This is a genomic window from Streptomyces tibetensis, from assembly GCF_040647715.1.
In the GTDB taxonomy this organism is placed as follows: Bacteria; Actinomycetota; Actinomycetes; order Streptomycetales; family Streptomycetaceae; genus Streptomyces; species Streptomyces tibetensis_A.
The window spans coordinates 183,509-199,919 of record NZ_JBEZCR010000007.1; the positions used below are offsets into that span (position 1 = coordinate 183,509).

Genomic DNA, 16,411 nt, shown 5'->3' on the forward strand with positions numbered 1-16,411 from the left:
CTTCGCGCGGTTCCCGGTGGGAGCCTTCGCGCTCAGCGGGTTTCGATGACGACCGACTCGATGACCACGTCGTTGAGCGGGCGGTCGGTGCGGGGGTTCGTCTGGGCGGTGGCGATGGTGTCCACGACCTTCTGGCTCGCCGCGTCGGTGACCTCGCCGAAGATGGTGTGCTTGCGGTTCAGCCATGCCGTCGGGGAGACGGTGATGAAGAACTGGGAGCCGTTGGTGCCCGGGCCGGCGTTGGCCATCGCCAGCAGGTAGGGCTTGTCGAAGCGCAGGTCGGGGTGGAACTCGTCCTCGAACTGGTAGCCGGGACCGCCGGTGCCGTTGCCCAGCGGGTCACCGCCCTGGATCATGAATCCACTGATCACCCGGTGGAAGACCGTGCCGTCGTAGAGCTTGTCCGTGGACTTCGCGCCCGTCTCCGGGTGGGTCCACTCCCGCTCGCCCTTGGCGAGCTCGACGAAGTTCTTGACCGTCTTGGGCGCGTGGTTCGGCAGGAGCCGGACTTCGATGTCGCCGTGGTTGGTCTTCAGGGTGGCGTAAAGCTGCTCGGCCACGATCTGCCTTCCGTTGTCTTTCCGTGACTCCCTGATCCTCGCACGGACGGGGCGCCGCGTCGCCCGGCCTCGGTGCAGCGGGGGGAAACCCTCGGCGGGTGTTCACAGAAAACCAGTCGAGTAGCCCCGGGCGGGGGCGCTCGGCAGCGATCCGTGGCATTGTCGACGACAAGCTCGTGTTGTCCCCTATTCATCCGCTATCGCACGTGATCGGCTCCGGATACCGGTTCCCGTGACCCGGATGCCCTTCCGCGCATGCCTGGTCGTGTGCCGGGATGCATGATCCGTAAAAGGGTGGAAAGTCGAAATACCGTACGCCACCGAGGAGGAGGAACCCGTGACCCGCATCGACAGCGTGCGCGCCGCGACTGGTTCGGCGAAGGACAGCGTGCTGCACGCCGCGGAAGTGGTGGCGCCCTACGCCGACACGGCCAAGGACAGGGCCGCGCACTACGCACACGAGGCACGCGTACGGCTAGCGCCCAAGGTGACGCAGGCCGCAGGGCAGGCGCGCGTCCAGTACGGCACCCATGTGCAGCCGTATCTGGAGCAGGCCCGCACGCATGTGCCGCCGAAGGTCGACCAGGCCGCCCAGGAAGCCGCCGAACGTACCCGCAAGGCCGCCCGCCAGGCGGCGGAGTACTCGCGACCGAGGATCGAGCAGGCGGTGGCTGCGGCCGTGCCTGTCACGACCGAGGCTGCGGCCCGGAGCGTGGCCGCCTTGTCCGCGTTGCGCGGGCAGGTCTCGCCCAAGGAGATCCAGAAGCTGGTCCGCAAGCACGAACGGCGGGCCAAGGCCGGTAAGGCCGCGAAGACGCTGGTGATCTTGGGTGCGGTCGCGGGCGGTGCTTTCGCCGCGTGGAAGTGGTGGGACAAGCAGGCCAATCCGGACTGGCTGGTGGAGCCGCCGGCCGCGACGGAGGTCCCCGAGTCGGGGCGCCTGTCGTCCGTGGACGGCACCGGCCCGTCGGTCCTGGACCCGGAGGTCGAAGCGAAGCAGGCCGAGGACGAGGCCGCCCGCCGCGACGACCGTTCCTGAGGGCGCCGATTCAACAGCCCGGTGGGGCAGGAGACTTGAGAGTCTCCTGCCCCACCGGGCTGTTTCACGTGAAACACCCGCACCTGCCCGCCTCCCGCGGGACGGAAAAATGCCCTCCGATACTGCGTTTCCGCAGCTCGGAGGGCATTTCGGGAAGTGGAGCCTAGGGGAGTCGAACCCCTGACATCTGCCATGCAAAGACAGCGCTCTACCAACTGAGCTAAGGCCCCGGAAGGGGACGTCCGACCGGAGGAACTCTGTCCCGGCGGGCGTCGGAGACCAGAGTACCGGGTCACCCCCGTGGTTCCGCAAAAAGATTGGGGGTCCCCGTCGTCGACCACTCTCCGTAAGATGCTCGGCGTGGTTCGCTACCGCGAACCGCCGTACATGGGGAAGCGATGGGGAGACGCAATGGACGCCGCACAGCAGGAAGCGACCGCAAGAGCGCGGGAACTGCAGCGGAACTGGTACGGGGAGCCGCTGGGGGCGCTCTTCCGTAGGCTCATCGACGATCTTGGCCTCAACCAGGCTCGTCTCGCGGGGGTTCTGGGACTGTCCGCACCGATGCTGTCGCAGCTGATGAGCGGTCAGCGGGCGAAGATCGGCAATCCCGCCGTGGTGCAGCGGGTTCAGCTGCTGCAGGACCTGGCGGGGCAGGTCGCGGACGGCAGCGTGAGCGCGGGCGAGGCCACCGAGCGGATGGAGGAGATCAAGAAGTCACAGGGGGGCTCGGTGCTGAGCAACACCACGCAGACGACGAGCAGTTCGGGGGCTCCCACGGTCAAGCGCGTCGTGCGCGAGATCCAGTCGCTGCTGCGGTCGGTCTCGGCGGCGGGTGACATCATCGACGCCGCCGACACCCTCGCCCCGACTCATCCGGAGCTGGCGGAGTTCCTCCGGGTCTACGGGGCCGGCCGCACCTCGGACGCGGTCTCGCACTACCAGTCCCACCAGAGCTGATCCCACTGCCCGGCCGCCGAAGGGGGTTCGGCAGCGGGCATGGGTGAAGTGACGGGGGACGCGGCACGAAACGGGCGGGCACGAGGGGGCGTGTTCCGTACGGGGGACCGGTCGACGCGAGGGGGATGTATCACTCATCGGGGGAGCAGGAGGACCGGGGGAGCTGGGGTACTTCGGGGAGTCGGGAGGCTCGGGGGAGGCAGGTTTCGGGGGAGCCGTTTCGCCTGTCGGGGAGTCGTAGTGCTCGCCGAGGGGGAAGCAACGGGGGAAGCCGCAGGGGGAGGAGCGACGTACAGCCATGGGTGAGGTCTTCGCCGGCCGGTACGAACTGGTCGACCCGATCGGGCGCGGAGGGGTCGGTGCCGTCTGGCGTGCCTGGGACCACCGCCGCCGTCGCTATGTGGCCGCCAAGGTCCTGCTCCAGAGCGACGCACACTCTCTGCTGCGCTTCGTGCGGGAACAGGCCCTGCGGATCGACCACCCCCACGTACTCGCCCCGACCAGCTGGGCCGCCGACGACGACAAGGTCCTGTTCACCATGGACCTGGTCGCGGGCGGGTCACTCGTGCACCTTGTCGGGGACTACGGCCCCCTCCCGCCGGCGTTCGTCTGCACCCTGCTCGACCAGCTGTTGTCGGGTCTGTCCGCGGTGCACGCGGAGGGCGTGGTCCATCGTGACGTGAAGCCCGCCAATGTGCTGCTGGAAGCCACCGGCACGGGTCGGCCGCGGCTGCGGCTGTCCGACTTCGGCATCGCGATGCGGCTGGGCGAACCCCGCCTGACCGAGACCAACCTCGTGGTGGGGACGCCTGGTTATCTCGCGCCGGAGCAGATGATGGGCGCCGAACCGGACTTTCCCGCCGACCTGTTCGCCGTGGGGCTGGTCGCGCTGTACCTGCTGGAGGGCGCCAAGCCGGACAGCAAGGCGCTCATCCAGTACTTCGCCGAGCACGGGACGCCCGGCGCACCCAAGGGCATCCCTGAGCCGCTGTGGCAGGTGGTGGCCATGCTGCTCCAGCCGGATCCGCAGGCGCGGTTCCGTACGGCCACGGGGGCGCGCAAGGCACTCGCCGCCGCAGCGGAGCTGCTTCCGGAGCCCGGCCCGGACGACGAGCTGATCGAGATTTTCGACCAACTGGGCCCGCTGCCGCCGGGGTTCGCACCCGAGGGGCCGCTGGAGAGAGCGAAGGGGCTGGGCCCGAGGGGGGAGCCGCCCGAGCACTCGGGGGCGAGCGGGGAGCGGCCTGGGCCCGGGCGGGAGGGCGGGCTGAAGAGCGGGGAGCGGCCTGGATCCGGGCGGGACGAGGACGGGTTGTCGGACCCGGGCGGACAGGGCTCCGAGCCCCACCGGCAACGTGGCCAGTCGGTCCTGTCCGACCCGGGCCACAGCGCCGACCCTGCGCGGCTGCCCTCCATGTCGGACACCGGCAGCTTCCATCTGCCGCCGCCGCAGCCCACCGTCACCTCGTCCCCCACTGTGGGGCCGTCCCAGCCCTCCCCGATCCACGCCCCGCACCAGCAGGCCCCCGTCTCCCCTTACGACCCCACACACCGGCTGTCCTCCGCCCAACCACTCCCCCCGGCTTACTCCGGCCCTCCGCCGCCCCTTGCGGAGCACTACCGCACGGAAGCCTCCACAGCCTCGTACACCGCCCGGACACCGACGTCCCCGCCGAGCGGCCAGACGCCGTCACGGCACCGGGCGCACCGGCCCTCCCGACCGGGGCCTCCGGCCAAGGTGGCGATACCGCTGCTGCTCCTCGCACTGGCGTGCTACGCCGTGGGCTTCTGGGCGCTGACCCGCATCTGAGCATTCGCGCGGCCCTGACCTGCTCCGAGCCATCGGGGGGCCCTGACTGCTGCTCTGAGCGATCGGACAGCAGACGGTCCTTTAAGGCCCCGTCGGCGCTCCCTTACGCGACACTCCTGCGCCGGGCCACAAGGCTCCACACCCCGAGCCCCACGAGCAGTGCGCTACCGGTGCCGATGCCACCCACGGCCAGCAGTCTCATGGCGGTGTCATCGCCCGCGGCGACGCCCTCCGCGGCCGCCTCCCGGTCCTCGTCCGAGACCTCGAAGGCACCCTTCGGCACGGACTCCCCCGCGTACTCGGGCCCGCCCTGCGGCTCCCCGCTCACCGTCACGCGCAGCGTCATCTTGAACGGCCCCTCGCCGAAGGTGTCGGCGACGGTCTCCGAGAGGTGGGCGACGAGGTAGTAGGAGCCTGCGAAGCGCATCGCGCTCACCTGCGCCTGGGCGGCGTGGCGGTTGGCGTGGTCGACCGGTGGAAGGGCAGGCAGGCTTCCGGAATTCTGATCGCCGTCGTAGCCGACCCCCACGTCGGCGACGTCACCGCGAGCGGGGTTGTAGAGGGCCAGGTCCAGCGCGTCGGACGTGTAGCCGGTGGCGCCGGTGCCCGAGCTGCCGAGTTCCGCGGTGACGGAGATCTGCTGTCCCCAGTCGACCGGCACCTCGTAGAAGAGGGTCTGACCGGGCCGGATGTCGTCCCGCCAGACTCCCTGATCGAGCGGGGTCGCCCCGGAGAACCCCGCGCCGCCCTTGCGGTGCTCGGCCTCGCCCTGGAGCGGCTGGGGCGTGGCGGAGTTCCACACCTCGGGTGCGCTGGTCGCCCCGCTCCGCACCGTCCGAGGTTCCGTCATGGCGAGGAGTTCCAGGTCCCAGGCGTCCGGTGAGGCGCCCTCGCCCTTCGGGTCGACGCGTTCGACGGACACGTAGTACGCACCGGGCTTCTTGCACAATGGCCGGTTGGGCGAGATCTCGCGCATGCCCCACGCCGCGACGGGATGCGGGCTGCGAGCGGCCCCGAAGGGCGTGTTGTCGACGGAGCAGGTGTTGCCCTCGGCGTCCTGCACGGTCACCTTGACGCCGTCGATGACGGACACGGTGCTGTCGGGGGAGGGGACGGCGGTGACGGAGACGTACGCGTTGGACGTGGCGTCGAGGTCGAGGCGGTAGTTGACCTTGCCGTTGCCCGGCAGGGAGCTCTTGTAGGCCTGGCCGGGTTTCAGGAGGTCGGCGTCCCCGGTGCTCCTCGCTCCCTGGAGGCGTTGCGCTCCGGGCGCGAAGGCGTACGGGCTGGGTGTGCCGGGAGCCTGCACTGCGGCGGAGGCATGTCCGGGCACCATGGCCGCTGTCGCCCCCAGGACCACGGCCGCGGCGCCGACGCGCACGGCCACGGTACGCCGACCGGGCCCGGCCCCTGCGCGCCGCCTCCACGCCGTACGACACCGTCCCCTCACGCGCCACCCCTCACTGTCGCCGGACCGCTCACTGGCTCCGGACCGCATGCCGGGACCGGACGCAAAGCCGTGATCCGTGGCCCATCCTGCCGCGCCGCGGCCGGCTTCACGACCGGCCCTCGGCACACAAAACCCCGACCGCAAGGCGGCCGGGGTGTGCTCGGTCTGGGTTGTCGTGACTCACGAACCCGTGGGCACGGAGTCAGTCGCCTCCGTCCACAGATCCTGCTCGGCGCGATCCGCCTGGATCTGGCGGTACACGAGGAGCCCGCCGATGGCGGCCAGTGCGACCAGGAGAAGCTTCTTCACCGCGCGACCTCGTCTTTCCTTGACGTAGGGGACCTCTGGCGCCCGACTATACACACCGGCCGATACCGATCGGTGACCTGAGTCGGCCCTCAACTCCCCTCCCTTGGAACGGGATAGAAGCGGAGTACACCGCTCCGATCGGAGGGTGATCACACCCCGACGGACGGTTACTTTGACCGCCCTTTGGCGCTTTCCTCACCTTTTCACCCCTCTTGCACCCATCCGGGTGGTGTTCATCGGAACATCGACGCGCCACGGGCGAAGGTCCACCACTTCCCGACCGCCATACACATGATGAGCAAAGTACGCAAATCGCCCAACCCGAAAGTGAGGGGCCATGGCCAGGAACAAGGTCATGAAGCTGTGGACCACCATCGTCACCGCCTTCCTCGCGCTGTGCACGGCGCTCGGACTCGTCACCACGACCGCCGCCGCGGCCGTACCGCAGGCCGAGCAGAAGAGCAACAGCAACGGCGCGAGCATCCCGCAGCAGCGGACGGCGGCACCGACGACGTTTTCCCGATCCGCGCCAAGAGCCCTGCCCCCCACGATGAAGCAGCGCATCCGCGCCGAGGCCCACGGCAAGACTCCTCGCTGCCGGCACCGCTCACCCGCGGACACGGCGTCCTCCCCCGGCACCCACTGCACCGACGAGGACCCCGACCCCGAGGCGGACCACCTCATGCCCCTCCAGCGCTGAACCCCCGGAACAACACCAAGCGATCTGCGTACAAAGCCCGGCAGCTCGGCAGAGCGGCCGGGCTTACGCATGCCCCGATCCAGCAGGCTTCGTTTCCAAGGGAGTGATCAGGCAGAACGGATGGCCGACGGGGTCCGCATAGACCCGGTATCCGATCGGCTTGTCCGACCCTTCCAGCAACGTCGCGCCGAGGGCGAGCACCTGGGCCTCGGCCTCATCGAGGTCCGTGACCATCACGTCAATGTGCATCTGCTGAGGGCGCGAGGCGTCGGTCCACTGTGGCGCCCGGAATTCGTCCACCCTCTGGAAGGCCAACACCGCGGAGTTCGCGGCGTTCCTCAGCACGACGAAGTCACGGGTGTCCTCCTGCCGCGAGAGCGACAGCAGCTTCTCGTAGAAATCGGCGAGCTCACGAGGGTCCGGGCAGTCAATGACAAGGGCGTACAGGCTTCCGATCATCCAGCCCACCATGCCACCAAGCGGTCCGGCCCTGCGCCAACGGCCGCACACACGACACTGCGATCACGGTGAACCCGTCCGTACAACGCCACATCGCGATCAGTCGGTCCGAGGCTCGCCGCGTCTCCCATGCCGTGTCCAGCGCTGTGGGATCGGTTGAAGACCTCGGTGGGGCGCCCGGACCTGGGCAGCCTGATCAGGCAGCGAAGTCGAACGCCAGCACGCCAGCGCCAGCGCCAGGGATCATCGACGATCCACTCATCGGCTGATGTCAGCCATGAATGTCAAAGACCCCCAGCCACTACCGGCTGGGGGTCTTTCGCTGGTGGGGCTAACAGGATTTGAACCTGTGGCCTCATCCTTATCAGGGATGCGCTCTAACCAACTGAGCTATAGCCCCGCCGCGCTCTGCGGGCTGTGTCCCGCGCGCTGACTCCTGAAGATTAGCGCACGACATGGGAAGTCCCAAAATCGGTTGTCGGGGCACCGTCAGGACGATGGCGATGGTGACGTTACTCGTCCTCGGCGAGCGTCAGCTCCACGCCGCCCACGAAGCCCGCGGACAGGTTGTAGATGAACGCGCCGAGCGTCGCGAGGGCGGTCGCGAGGACCACGTCGATGACCGCGATGACCGACGTGAACATCAGGACGTTGGGCAGCGAAAGGAAAGCCTGCAGGTCAAAGCCGTTGGACTCGTTCGATCCGGTGGCCTCGGAGATCGTGCCGCCGACCGTCGAGAACACGCCCATCGCGTCCATGACCATCCACAGCACGGCGGCCGCGACGATCGTGCAGATGCCCAGGGCGATGGAGAGCAGGAAGCTGACCTTCATCACCGACCACGGGTCGGCCTTCGCCACCCGCAGCCGCGCCTTGCGGACGCGCGGAGTGGTACCCGCCCCCGTGCGGGGACGCCGTACGGCATCGGGGCCGGCCCCGGCCGCCGCCTGCTGCGCCGGGTAGGCCTGCGGCGGGTGGTACGGCCCGGCCTGCTGCTTCGTCTGCCGCTCCCCGGGCAGCGGCGAGGCCGTGCCCGGCTCCTGGGCGGCCGGCTGCGGCTGCGCGCCCGTGGTGGACGCGCCCGCACCGCTCTTGGCCTGCTTGGTCTGCGGACCTCGGGTGTCCGTCACAGTTCCCCCCTGTGCTCCCTGCGCGTCAGGCGACGGCTCGTCCTTGGCCGGGGACTTGATCGCCTTCAGGTTGGTCGTGTGCGGGTCCGCCGCACGCGCGGCGGAGCCACGGCCGCCGTCGTCCGCTTCCGTACCCCGCGAGGTTCCGGCCGGTCCGGCGCCCGTGGCTCCGCTCACGATGACTCACTCCTCGTGCCTACTCGGCCGAGGGCGCCTCACCCTCGTCCGTGCCGGTGGTCACGGCGTCCTCGGCGGTCTCGTCGACGACCACATCGCCGTCGACCTCCTCCGCCTCGCGCCCCGCCTCGGCGTTGCGAGCGATGCCCACGACGGCATCGCGCTTGCCCAGATTGATCAGTTGGACGCCCATGGTGTCACGGCCGGTTTCCCTGATCTCGTTGACCCGCGTACGAATCACACCGCCCGACAGCGTGATGGCGAGGATCTCGTCGGTCTCCTCGACCACCAGCGCGCCGACGAGGGACCCACGGTCCTCGACGATCTTGGCGGCCTTGATGCCGAGACCGCCGCGACCCTGGACGCGGTACTCGTCGACGTTGGTCCGCTTCGCGTACCCGCCGTCTGTGGCAGTGAACACGAACGTACCGGGTCGAACAACATTCATCGAGAGCAGCTCGTCGCCTTCGCGGAAGCTCATGCCCTTGACGCCCGAGGTGGCACGGCCCATGGGTCGCAGAGTTTCGTCCGAGGCGGTGAACCTGATCGACTGCGCCTTCTTGCTGATCAGAAGCAGATCGTCGTCTGCCGAGACCAGTTCGGCGCCGATCAGTTCGTCGTCCGAACCGTCCTGACCCTCACGAAGGTTGATGGCGATCACACCACCGGAACGGGGCGAATCGTAATCCTTCAGAGGCGTCTTCTTCACCAGTCCGGCCTTGGTGGCGAGCACGAGGTAGGGAACCGCCTCGTAGTCGCGGATCGCAAGGATCTCGGCGATCGCCTCGTCCGGCTGGAAGGCGAGCAGGTTGGCGACGTGCTGACCACGGGCGTCCCGGCCCGCGTCCGGCAGCTCGTAGCCCTTGACCCGGTAGACGCGGCCCTTGTTGGTGAAGAACAGCAGCCAGTGGTGCGTGGTGGACACGAAGAAGTGGTCGACGATGTCGTCTTCCTTGAGCTTCGTGCCGCGCACGCCCTTGCCGCCGCGCTTCTGCGCGCGGTAGTCGTCGGTCTTGGTGCGCTTGATGTAGCCGCCCCGGGTGACCGTGACGACGATGTCCTCCTCGGCGATCAGGTCCTCGATGGACATGTCGCCCTCGTAGGGGATCAGCGTCGTCTTGCGGTCGTCGCCGTACTTCTCGACGATCGCGGCCAGCTCCGCGCTGACGATGCCGCGCTGGCGGACCGGGGAGGCCAGGATCTCGTTGTACTCGTTGATCTTCGCCTGGAGCTCGTCGTGCTCCTGGACGATCTTCTGACGCTCCAGGGCGGCCAGTCGGCGCAGCTGCATCTCGAGGATGGCGTTGGCCTGGATCTCGTCGATCGTCAGCAGGTCCATCAGGCCGCCGCGGGCGATATCGACGGTGTCGCTGCGCCGGATGAGCGCGATGACCTCGTCGATGGCGTCCAGGGCCTTCAGCAGACCGCGCAGGATGTGCGCCCGCTCCTCGGCCTTGCGCAGCCTGAAGCGCGTACGGCGGACGATGACCTCGATCTGGTGGGTCACCCAGTGGCGGATGAACGCGTCCAGCGAGAGCGTGCGCGGCACGCCGTCGACCAGCGCCAGCATGTTGGCGCCGAAGTTCGTCTGCAGGTCGGTGTGCTTGTAGAGGTTGTTCAGCACGACCTTGGCGACCGCGTCCCGCTTCAGCACGATGACCAGGCGCTGGCCCGTGCGCGAGGAGGTCTCGTCGCGGACGTCCGCGATGCCGCCGATCTTGCCGTCCTTGACCAGGTCGGCGATCTTCTGGGCGAGGTTGTCCGGGTTGACCTGGTAGGGCAGCTCGGTGACCACCAGGCACTGGCGGTTCTGGATCTCCTCGACCTCGACGACCGCACGCATCGTGATGGAGCCGCGGCCGGTGCGGTACGCCTCCTCGATGCCCCGGCGGCCGACGACGAGCGCACCGGTCGGGAAGTCCGGGCCCTTGATGCGCTCGATGAGCGCGTCCAGCAGCTCCTCGTGCGAGGCCTCGGGGTTCTCCAGGTACCACTGGGCGCCGGCGGCGACCTCGCGCAGGTTGTGCGGCGGGATGTTGGTCGCCATGCCGACGGCGATACCGGCCGAGCCGTTGATCAGCAGGTTCGGGAAGCGGGCGGGCAGGACGGTCGGCTCCTGGGAGCGGCCGTCGTAGTTGTCCGTGAAGTCGACGGTCTCCTCGTCGATGTCGCGGACCATCTCCATCGACAGCGGCGCCATCTTGCACTCGGTGTACCGCATGGCCGCGGCCGGGTCGTTGCCCGGGGAGCCGAAGTTGCCGTTGGAGTCGACGAGCGGCATGCGCATCGACCAGGGCTGGGCCAGGCGCACGAGCGCGTCGTAGATGGAGGAGTCGCCGTGCGGGTGGTAGTTGCCCATGACGTCGCCGACGACGCGGGCGCACTTGTAGAAGCCGCGCTCGGGGCGGTAGCCGCCGTCGTACATGGCGTACAGCACACGGCGGTGGACGGGCTTGAGGCCGTCGCGGACGTCCGGCAGCGCACGCGAGACGATGACGGACATCGCGTAGTCGAGGTATGAGCGCTGCATCTCCGTCTCGAGCCCGACGGGCTCGACGCGCATGGCCAGGGCGTCACCCTCGGGCGTCGTCACGGGAGTGTTCTCGTCGGTCATTGCTGGTGAAAATCCTTCCGGGTGCGGTCAGCTGAGACCGACTCAGATGTCGAGGAAGCGGACGTCCTTGGCGTTGCGCTGGATGAACGCGCGGCGGGCCTCGACGTCCTCGCCCATGAGGACCGAGAACAGGTCGTCGGCCTGGGCGGCGTCGTCGAGGGTGACCTGGCCGAGGACGCGGTGCTCCTGGTCCATGGTCGTGATGCGCAGCTCCTCGGCGTTCATCTCACCGAGACCCTTGAAGCGCTGCACGGAGTCGTCCTTGATGCGCTTGCCCGCGTTGCGGCCCATCTCGATCAGGGCGTCGCGCTCGCGGTCGGAGTACGCGTACTCGAAGTCGTCCTTGCCCCACTTGATCTTGTAGAGCGGCGGGCGGGAGAGGTACACGTGTCCGGCCTCGACCAGGGGCCGCATGAAGCGGAACAGGAAGGTCAGCAGCAGGGTGTTGATGTGCTGGCCGTCGACGTCGGCGTCGGCCATCAGGATGATCTTGTGATAGCGCAGCTTCTCGATGTCGAAGTCCTCGTGGACTCCGGTGCCGAAGGCCGAGATCAGCGCCTGGATCTCCTGGTTCTGCAGGATCTTGTCGATCCGCGCCTTCTCGACGTTCAGGATCTTGCCGCGGATCGGGAGGATCGCCTGGTACTGCGGGTTGCGGCCGGACTTGGCCGAGCCGCCGGCGGAGTCACCCTCGACGATGAAGATCTCGCACTTGGTGGGATCGTTCGACTGGCAGTCGGAGAGCTTGCCCGGCAGGGACGCGGTCTCCAGCAGGCCCTTGCGGCGGGTGAGGTCGCGGGCCTTGCGGGCCGCCACGCGCGCGGTGGCCGCCTGGATGCCCTTGCGGATGATGTCCGCGGCTTCGTTGGGGTTCCGGTCCAGCCAGTCCGCGAGGTGCTCGTAGACGACCCTCTGCACGAAGGTCTTGGCCTCGGTGTTGCCCAGCTTGGTCTTGGTCTGGCCCTCGAACTGGGGCTCGCTCAGCTTGACCGAGATGATCGCCGTCAGGCCCTCGCGGATGTCGTCGCCCGTGAGGTTGTCGTCCTTCTCGCGCAGCAGCCGCTTGTCGCGCGCGTACTTGTTGATCAGCGAGGTCAGCGCGGCGCGGAAGCCCTCTTCGTGCGTACCGCCCTCGTGCGTGTGGATGATGTTGGCGAACGAGTACACGCCCTCGCTGTAGCCGCTGTTCCACTGCATCGCGAGTTCGAGGGACAGGTTCCGGTCCTTGTCCTCCGCCTCCAGGTCGATGACGGTGGGGTGCACCAGGTCTCCCTTGCGGGAGTTGAGGTACTTCACGAAGTCGACGATGCCGCCCTCGTAGTGGTACGAGACGCTCTTGACCTCGTGCTTCTCGTCCTCGCCCGCCTCGTCCGCGCCGGCCGTGGCCTTCGCCGACTCGCGCTCGTCGGTGAGGTTGATCCGCAGACCCTTGTTGAGGAACGCCATCTCCTGGAAACGCCGCGACAGCGTCTCGAAGGAGTAGTCGGTGGTCTCGAAGATGTCCGGGTCCGCCCAGAACACGACCGTGGTGCCGTGCTCGTCCGTGGCCTCGTGCTGAGCCAGCGGGGCCGTCGGGACGCCCAGCTTGTAGTCCTGGGTCCAACGGTAGCCGTCGGTCTTGATCTCGACGGACACCTTGGTCGACAGGGCGTTCACGACGGAGACACCCACACCGTGCAGACCGCCGGAGACCGCGTAGCCGCCGCCGCCGAACTTTCCGCCCGCGTGCAGCACCGTCAGCACGACCTCGACGGCCGGCTTGCCCTCGGAGGGGACGATGCCGACCGGGATGCCACGGCCGTTGTCGACGACGCGCACGCCGCCGTCGGCGAGGATCGTGACGTCGATCGTGTCCGCGTGACCGGCCAGGGCCTCGTCGACGGAGTTGTCGACGACCTCCTGCACGAGGTGGTGCAGGCCGCGCTCACCGGTCGAGCCGATGTACATGCCGGGTCGCTTGCGGACCGCGTCCAGACCCTCGAGGACGGTGATGGCACTGGCGTCGTACGAGGCGGTGACCTCGCTGTGGGAGGTGATCGCCTCGCTGCTCACGCCTTCGTCGGTGGACGGGATGTTCTCGTTGGGGTTGCCGGAATCGGCCACGAAGCGCCCTTTCTGGCACAGCACGAGCCAGGCTCGTCGGCGGGTTGCCGGAGCGGCTGCGGCATGTTGCGTTGGTAAGCCTTGATCAGCGTTGCTCAGCTTTTCCCGGACGGTCCCCAGCGAGTGGGGCGGGATTGCTTCCAGTCTACCGGTAGCACTGACACTGATGGGGGTTTGCCGGTACCTGAGTCCGCATGTGCCGCCCTCGACGGGTCTTGTCCGACTCCCGATATGCGGATGGGGGCTCCAAGAGGCTCACGGAGGCACTCAGCGCTTCCGGCCGTCAACCCTTGGCTACTTCGGAGTCAGGTCATGATTCGCAACCGTGTGCGGACCCGTGACGGGGACGCCGCCGACGCTCCGGAAGAGCCGCCGGAAGCCCATGATGTGATGTCAGTCACGTGCTGTCGGCAGGTGGGAAACCAGTGCCGATCAGCCGTAGGTGTCGCCCGGACCGGTGCTGCCGGGGGCGCGCAACGGGCCGTAGCGACGGGCCGGGCCACCGGGGCCCTGCACCTTGATCAGCTTCACCCGGCCGTGGCCCAGATCCTCGTTCAACCGCGCGACCAGCGTGGGCGCGAGCAGCCGGAGATTCGTCGCCCAGGCCGTCGAATCGCAGCGCACGACCAGCACACGCTCGTCCTCGTCGTACTTCTCCGGCACACAGTGCTTGGCCACGTCCTCGCCGACGATCTGCGGCCAGCGGCCCATCACGCCGCCCACCGCGGCCGGCGCCTCCCAGCCGCGCTCGGTGATCAGCCGGTTGATCGCGGACCCGAGCGCCATGGGGTCGCGCCCGTCGGCGCGCGCGCCGGAGCGCAGACCACCGCGGCGCGCCTGCTTCTTCTGCTGCGCCGCGTCCCCCCGCGCGCGTGCGGCCTCCTTGGCCGCACGCAGCGCCACACGCGCGAGGTCGACGCCGGACGGCTCCGGAGGCTTCGCGGCCCCGCCCGAGCCCTGCGCGGGACTCGACGCCCCGCCGGGTGGGTTCTCCGTCATACGCGCTCCACCGCACCCTCGGACACGGCGAACCGCGTCCCGGACAGCACATGCGGTACGTCGTCGTCGACCGCGGCCGTCACCAGGACCTGCTCGCCCGGCGCCACCAGCTCGGCCAGGCGCTCACGGCGACGGGTGTCCAGCTCGGCGAAGACGTCGTCAAGCACCAGCACCGGCTCGTTTCCCTCCGCCCTGAGCAGGTCGTACGAGGCCAGGCGCAACGCCAGCGCGTACGACCACGACTCGCCGTGGGAGGCGTAGCCCTTGGCGGGCAGCTGGCCGAGCTTGAGCTGCAGGTCGTCACGGTGCGGGCCGACCAGGGTGACACCGCGCTCGATCTCCTGCTTGCGGGCCTCGGCGAGCGCCGCCATCAGCTGCTCGAACAGATCCTCGCGGGTGTGCGCCTCCCCGGGCGCGGACGGCTTGTACTCCAGCGCGATCGGCCCGCCTCCGGGCGCGAGCTGCTCGTAGGCCTTGTCGGCCAGCGGCTGGATCGTCGCGATCAAATCCAGCCGCTGGGCGAGCAGTTCCGCTCCCGCGCGCGCGAGATGCTGGTCCCACACGTCCAGCGTGGACATGTCCATCGTGCGACCGCCGTGCCTGCGCGCCAGCGCCGCCGACTTCAGCAGCGTGTTGCGCTGCTTGAGGACCCGGTCGTAGTCGGAGCGGACCCCCGCCATCCGCGGAGAGCGCGCGGTGATCAACTCGTCGAGGAGACGCCGCCGCTCACCGGGGTCGCCCTTGACCAGCGCGAGATCCTCGGGCGCGAACAGCACCGTCCGCACGATCCCCAGCACATCACGCGGCCTGACCTGCGACGACCTGTTGATACGGGCCCGGTTGGCGCGCCCCGGGTTCAGCTCCAGCTCGACCAGCTGCTGCCGGTCACCCTGCCGGACCTGGGCCCGGATGATCGCGCGCTCGGCGCCCATGCGGACCAGGGGGGCGTCCGAGGAGACCCGGTGACTGCCGAGGGTGGCGAGATAGCCGACGGCCTCGACCAGGTTGGTCTTGCCCTGCCCGTTCGGCCCGACGAAGGCCGTCACCCCGGGGTCGAGCGGGACCTCGACCCGGGGGTACGAGCGGAAGTCGGCCAGCGACAGATGCGTGACGTGCATGGTCGTTTCGCCGACCTCCCCGGACGGTTGTGGACTGCTGTGCAGCCCTGTGGACTACTTCTTCCCGACGGGACCGCTGCTCGTCCGGACTACTTCTTCTCGACCGCGTGACCGCCGAACTGGTTCCGCAGCGCCGCGATCATCTTCATCTGGGGCGAGTCCTCCTGGCGGGAGGCGAACCGAGCGAACAGCGACGCGGTGATCGCCGGCAGCGGCACCGCGTTGTCGATGGCGGCCTCCACAGTCCAGCGCCCCTCGCCGGAGTCCTGTGCATAACCCCGCAGCTCGTCCAGATGCTCGTCCTCGTCGAGCGCGTTGACCGCGAGGTCGAGCAACCAGGAGCGGATGACCGTGCCCTCCTGCCAGGAGCGGAAGACCTCCCGGACGTCGGTCACGGAGTCGACCTTCTCCAGGAGCTCCCAGCCCTCGGCGTAGGCCTGCATCATCGCGTACTCGATGCCGTTGTGGACCATCTTCGCGAAGTGGCCCGCACCGACCTTGCCGGCGTGCACCGAGCCGGAGTCGCCCTCCGGCTTGAGGGCGTCGAAGACCGGCTGCACCTTGGCGACGTTCTCCTTGTCGCCGCCGTACATCAGCGCGTAGCCGTTCTCCAGGCCCCAGACGCCGCCGGAGACACCGCAGTCGACGAAACCGATGCCCTTGGCCGCCAGCTCCTCGGCGTGCTTGACGTCGTCGGTCCAGCGGGAGTTGCCGCCGTCCACGACGACGTCGCCCGGCTCCAGCAGCTCGGCGAGCCGGTCGATCGTGGTCTGCGTGGCCTCGCCGGCCGGGACCATCACCCAGATCACGCGCGGTCCGCTGAGCTTGCCCACCAGCTCTTCCAGGCTGTGGACATCGGCGAGGTCCGGGTTGCGGTCGTATCCGAGGACGGTGTGACCTGCGCGGCGGATCCGCTCGCGCATGTTGCCGCCCATCTTGCCGAGGCCGACGAGACCGAGCTCCATCAGTTGTTTTCCTTAGGT

At 68.9% G+C, this 16,411-nt stretch carries 14 protein-coding genes and 2 tRNA genes; 4 read left to right on the plus strand and 12 right to left on the minus strand.

Going from position 1 to position 16,411, the window contains the following annotated elements; all coding sequences use genetic code 11:
- Nucleotides 1–32: 32 nt before the first annotated feature.
- Nucleotides 33–560, minus strand: a complete 528-nt coding sequence (locus AB0B29_RS20245; protein ID WP_362241453.1) for a peptidylprolyl isomerase — start codon at nucleotides 558–560, stop codon at nucleotides 33–35.
- Between the two features lie 337 nt (nucleotides 561–897).
- On the opposite strand from AB0B29_RS20245, the gene AB0B29_RS20250 reads away from it, so the two are divergent.
- On the plus strand, nucleotides 898–1,599 hold the full coding sequence (locus AB0B29_RS20250; RefSeq protein WP_362241456.1) for a DUF5324 family protein: 702 nt from the start codon (nucleotides 898–900) through the stop codon (nucleotides 1,597–1,599).
- A 157-nt stretch (nucleotides 1,600–1,756) separates the two neighbouring features.
- On the opposite strand, the gene AB0B29_RS20255 is transcribed toward AB0B29_RS20250, so the two are convergent.
- Nucleotides 1,757–1,829 (minus strand) — tRNA-Ala (locus AB0B29_RS20255).
- A 181-nt stretch (nucleotides 1,830–2,010) separates the two neighbouring features.
- On the opposite strand from AB0B29_RS20255, the gene AB0B29_RS20260 reads away from it, so the two are divergent.
- Both AB0B29_RS20260 and AB0B29_RS20265 read left to right on the plus strand, forming a co-directional pair.
- The gene (locus tag AB0B29_RS20260; protein WP_362241458.1) at nucleotides 2,011–2,559 is read left to right on the plus strand and encodes a helix-turn-helix domain-containing protein; all 549 of its coding nucleotides are present in this window, start codon (nucleotides 2,011–2,013) and stop codon (nucleotides 2,557–2,559) included.
- Between the two features lie 298 nt (nucleotides 2,560–2,857).
- A complete protein-coding gene (locus AB0B29_RS20265) occupies nucleotides 2,858–4,369 on the plus strand; it encodes a serine/threonine-protein kinase (protein ID WP_362241461.1) in 1,512 nt (503 codons plus the stop codon).
- A gap of 103 nt (nucleotides 4,370–4,472) precedes the next feature.
- Here the strand turns inward: AB0B29_RS20265 and AB0B29_RS20270 are convergent, their stop codons facing one another.
- Together AB0B29_RS20270 and AB0B29_RS20275 are read right to left on the minus strand one after the other, a co-directional pair.
- Nucleotides 4,473–5,756 carry a hypothetical protein gene (locus tag AB0B29_RS20270; protein WP_362241464.1) on the minus strand — a complete coding sequence of 428 codons (1,284 nt, stop codon included), beginning with the start codon at nucleotides 5,754–5,756 and terminating at the stop codon, nucleotides 4,473–4,475.
- Nucleotides 5,757–5,999: 243 nt separating this feature from the next.
- Nucleotides 6,000–6,128: a DLW-39 family protein gene (locus AB0B29_RS20275; protein WP_003999697.1), complete on the minus strand. Its 129-nt coding sequence runs from the start codon at nucleotides 6,126–6,128 to the stop codon at nucleotides 6,000–6,002.
- Between the two features lie 337 nt (nucleotides 6,129–6,465).
- Here AB0B29_RS20275 and AB0B29_RS20280 point away from each other — a divergent pair, with 337 nt between their 5' ends.
- Entirely contained in the window at nucleotides 6,466–6,828 is a 363-nt protein-coding gene (locus AB0B29_RS20280; protein ID WP_362241467.1) for a DUF6344 domain-containing protein, read from the plus strand.
- A 63-nt stretch (nucleotides 6,829–6,891) separates the two neighbouring features.
- Here the strand turns inward: AB0B29_RS20280 and AB0B29_RS20285 are convergent, their stop codons facing one another.
- The 8 genes from AB0B29_RS20285 to gnd all read right to left on the minus strand — a co-directional run bounded on the left by AB0B29_RS20285 (nucleotide 6,892) and on the right by gnd (nucleotide 16,393).
- The gene (locus AB0B29_RS20285; RefSeq protein WP_362241469.1) at nucleotides 6,892–7,287 is read right to left on the minus strand and encodes a VOC family protein; all 396 of its coding nucleotides are present in this window, start codon (nucleotides 7,285–7,287) and stop codon (nucleotides 6,892–6,894) included.
- Between the two features lie 323 nt (nucleotides 7,288–7,610).
- Nucleotides 7,611–7,687: transfer RNA gene (locus tag AB0B29_RS20290), tRNA-Ile, on the minus strand.
- Nucleotides 7,688–7,799: 112 nt separating this feature from the next.
- Nucleotides 7,800–8,594: a DUF3566 domain-containing protein gene (locus tag AB0B29_RS20295; RefSeq protein ID WP_362241472.1), complete on the minus strand. Its 795-nt coding sequence runs from the start codon at nucleotides 8,592–8,594 to the stop codon at nucleotides 7,800–7,802.
- Nucleotides 8,595–8,613: 19 nt separating this feature from the next.
- Nucleotides 8,614–11,208, minus strand: coding sequence for a DNA gyrase subunit A (gene gyrA / locus AB0B29_RS20300; RefSeq protein ID WP_362241475.1), 2,595 nt, complete (start codon nucleotides 11,206–11,208; stop codon nucleotides 8,614–8,616).
- A gap of 42 nt (nucleotides 11,209–11,250) precedes the next feature.
- Nucleotides 11,251–13,311: a DNA topoisomerase (ATP-hydrolyzing) subunit B gene (gyrB, locus tag AB0B29_RS20305; protein ID WP_362241478.1), complete on the minus strand. Its 2,061-nt coding sequence runs from the start codon at nucleotides 13,309–13,311 to the stop codon at nucleotides 11,251–11,253.
- A 432-nt stretch (nucleotides 13,312–13,743) separates the two neighbouring features.
- Nucleotides 13,744–14,310 (minus strand): DUF721 domain-containing protein, encoded by a 567-nt coding sequence (locus AB0B29_RS20310; RefSeq protein WP_362241481.1) that lies wholly within the window; start codon nucleotides 14,308–14,310, stop codon nucleotides 13,744–13,746.
- Nucleotides 14,307–15,428: a DNA replication/repair protein RecF gene (recF, locus tag AB0B29_RS20315; protein WP_362241484.1), complete on the minus strand. Its 1,122-nt coding sequence runs from the start codon at nucleotides 15,426–15,428 to the stop codon at nucleotides 14,307–14,309. Before recF ends, AB0B29_RS20310 begins: the two co-directional genes overlap by 4 nt.
- Before the next feature lie 89 nt (nucleotides 15,429–15,517).
- A complete protein-coding gene (gene gnd, locus AB0B29_RS20320) occupies nucleotides 15,518–16,393 on the minus strand; it encodes a phosphogluconate dehydrogenase (NAD(+)-dependent, decarboxylating) (protein ID WP_104779130.1) in 876 nt (291 codons plus the stop codon).
- Between the last annotated feature and the right edge of the window lie 18 nt (nucleotides 16,394–16,411).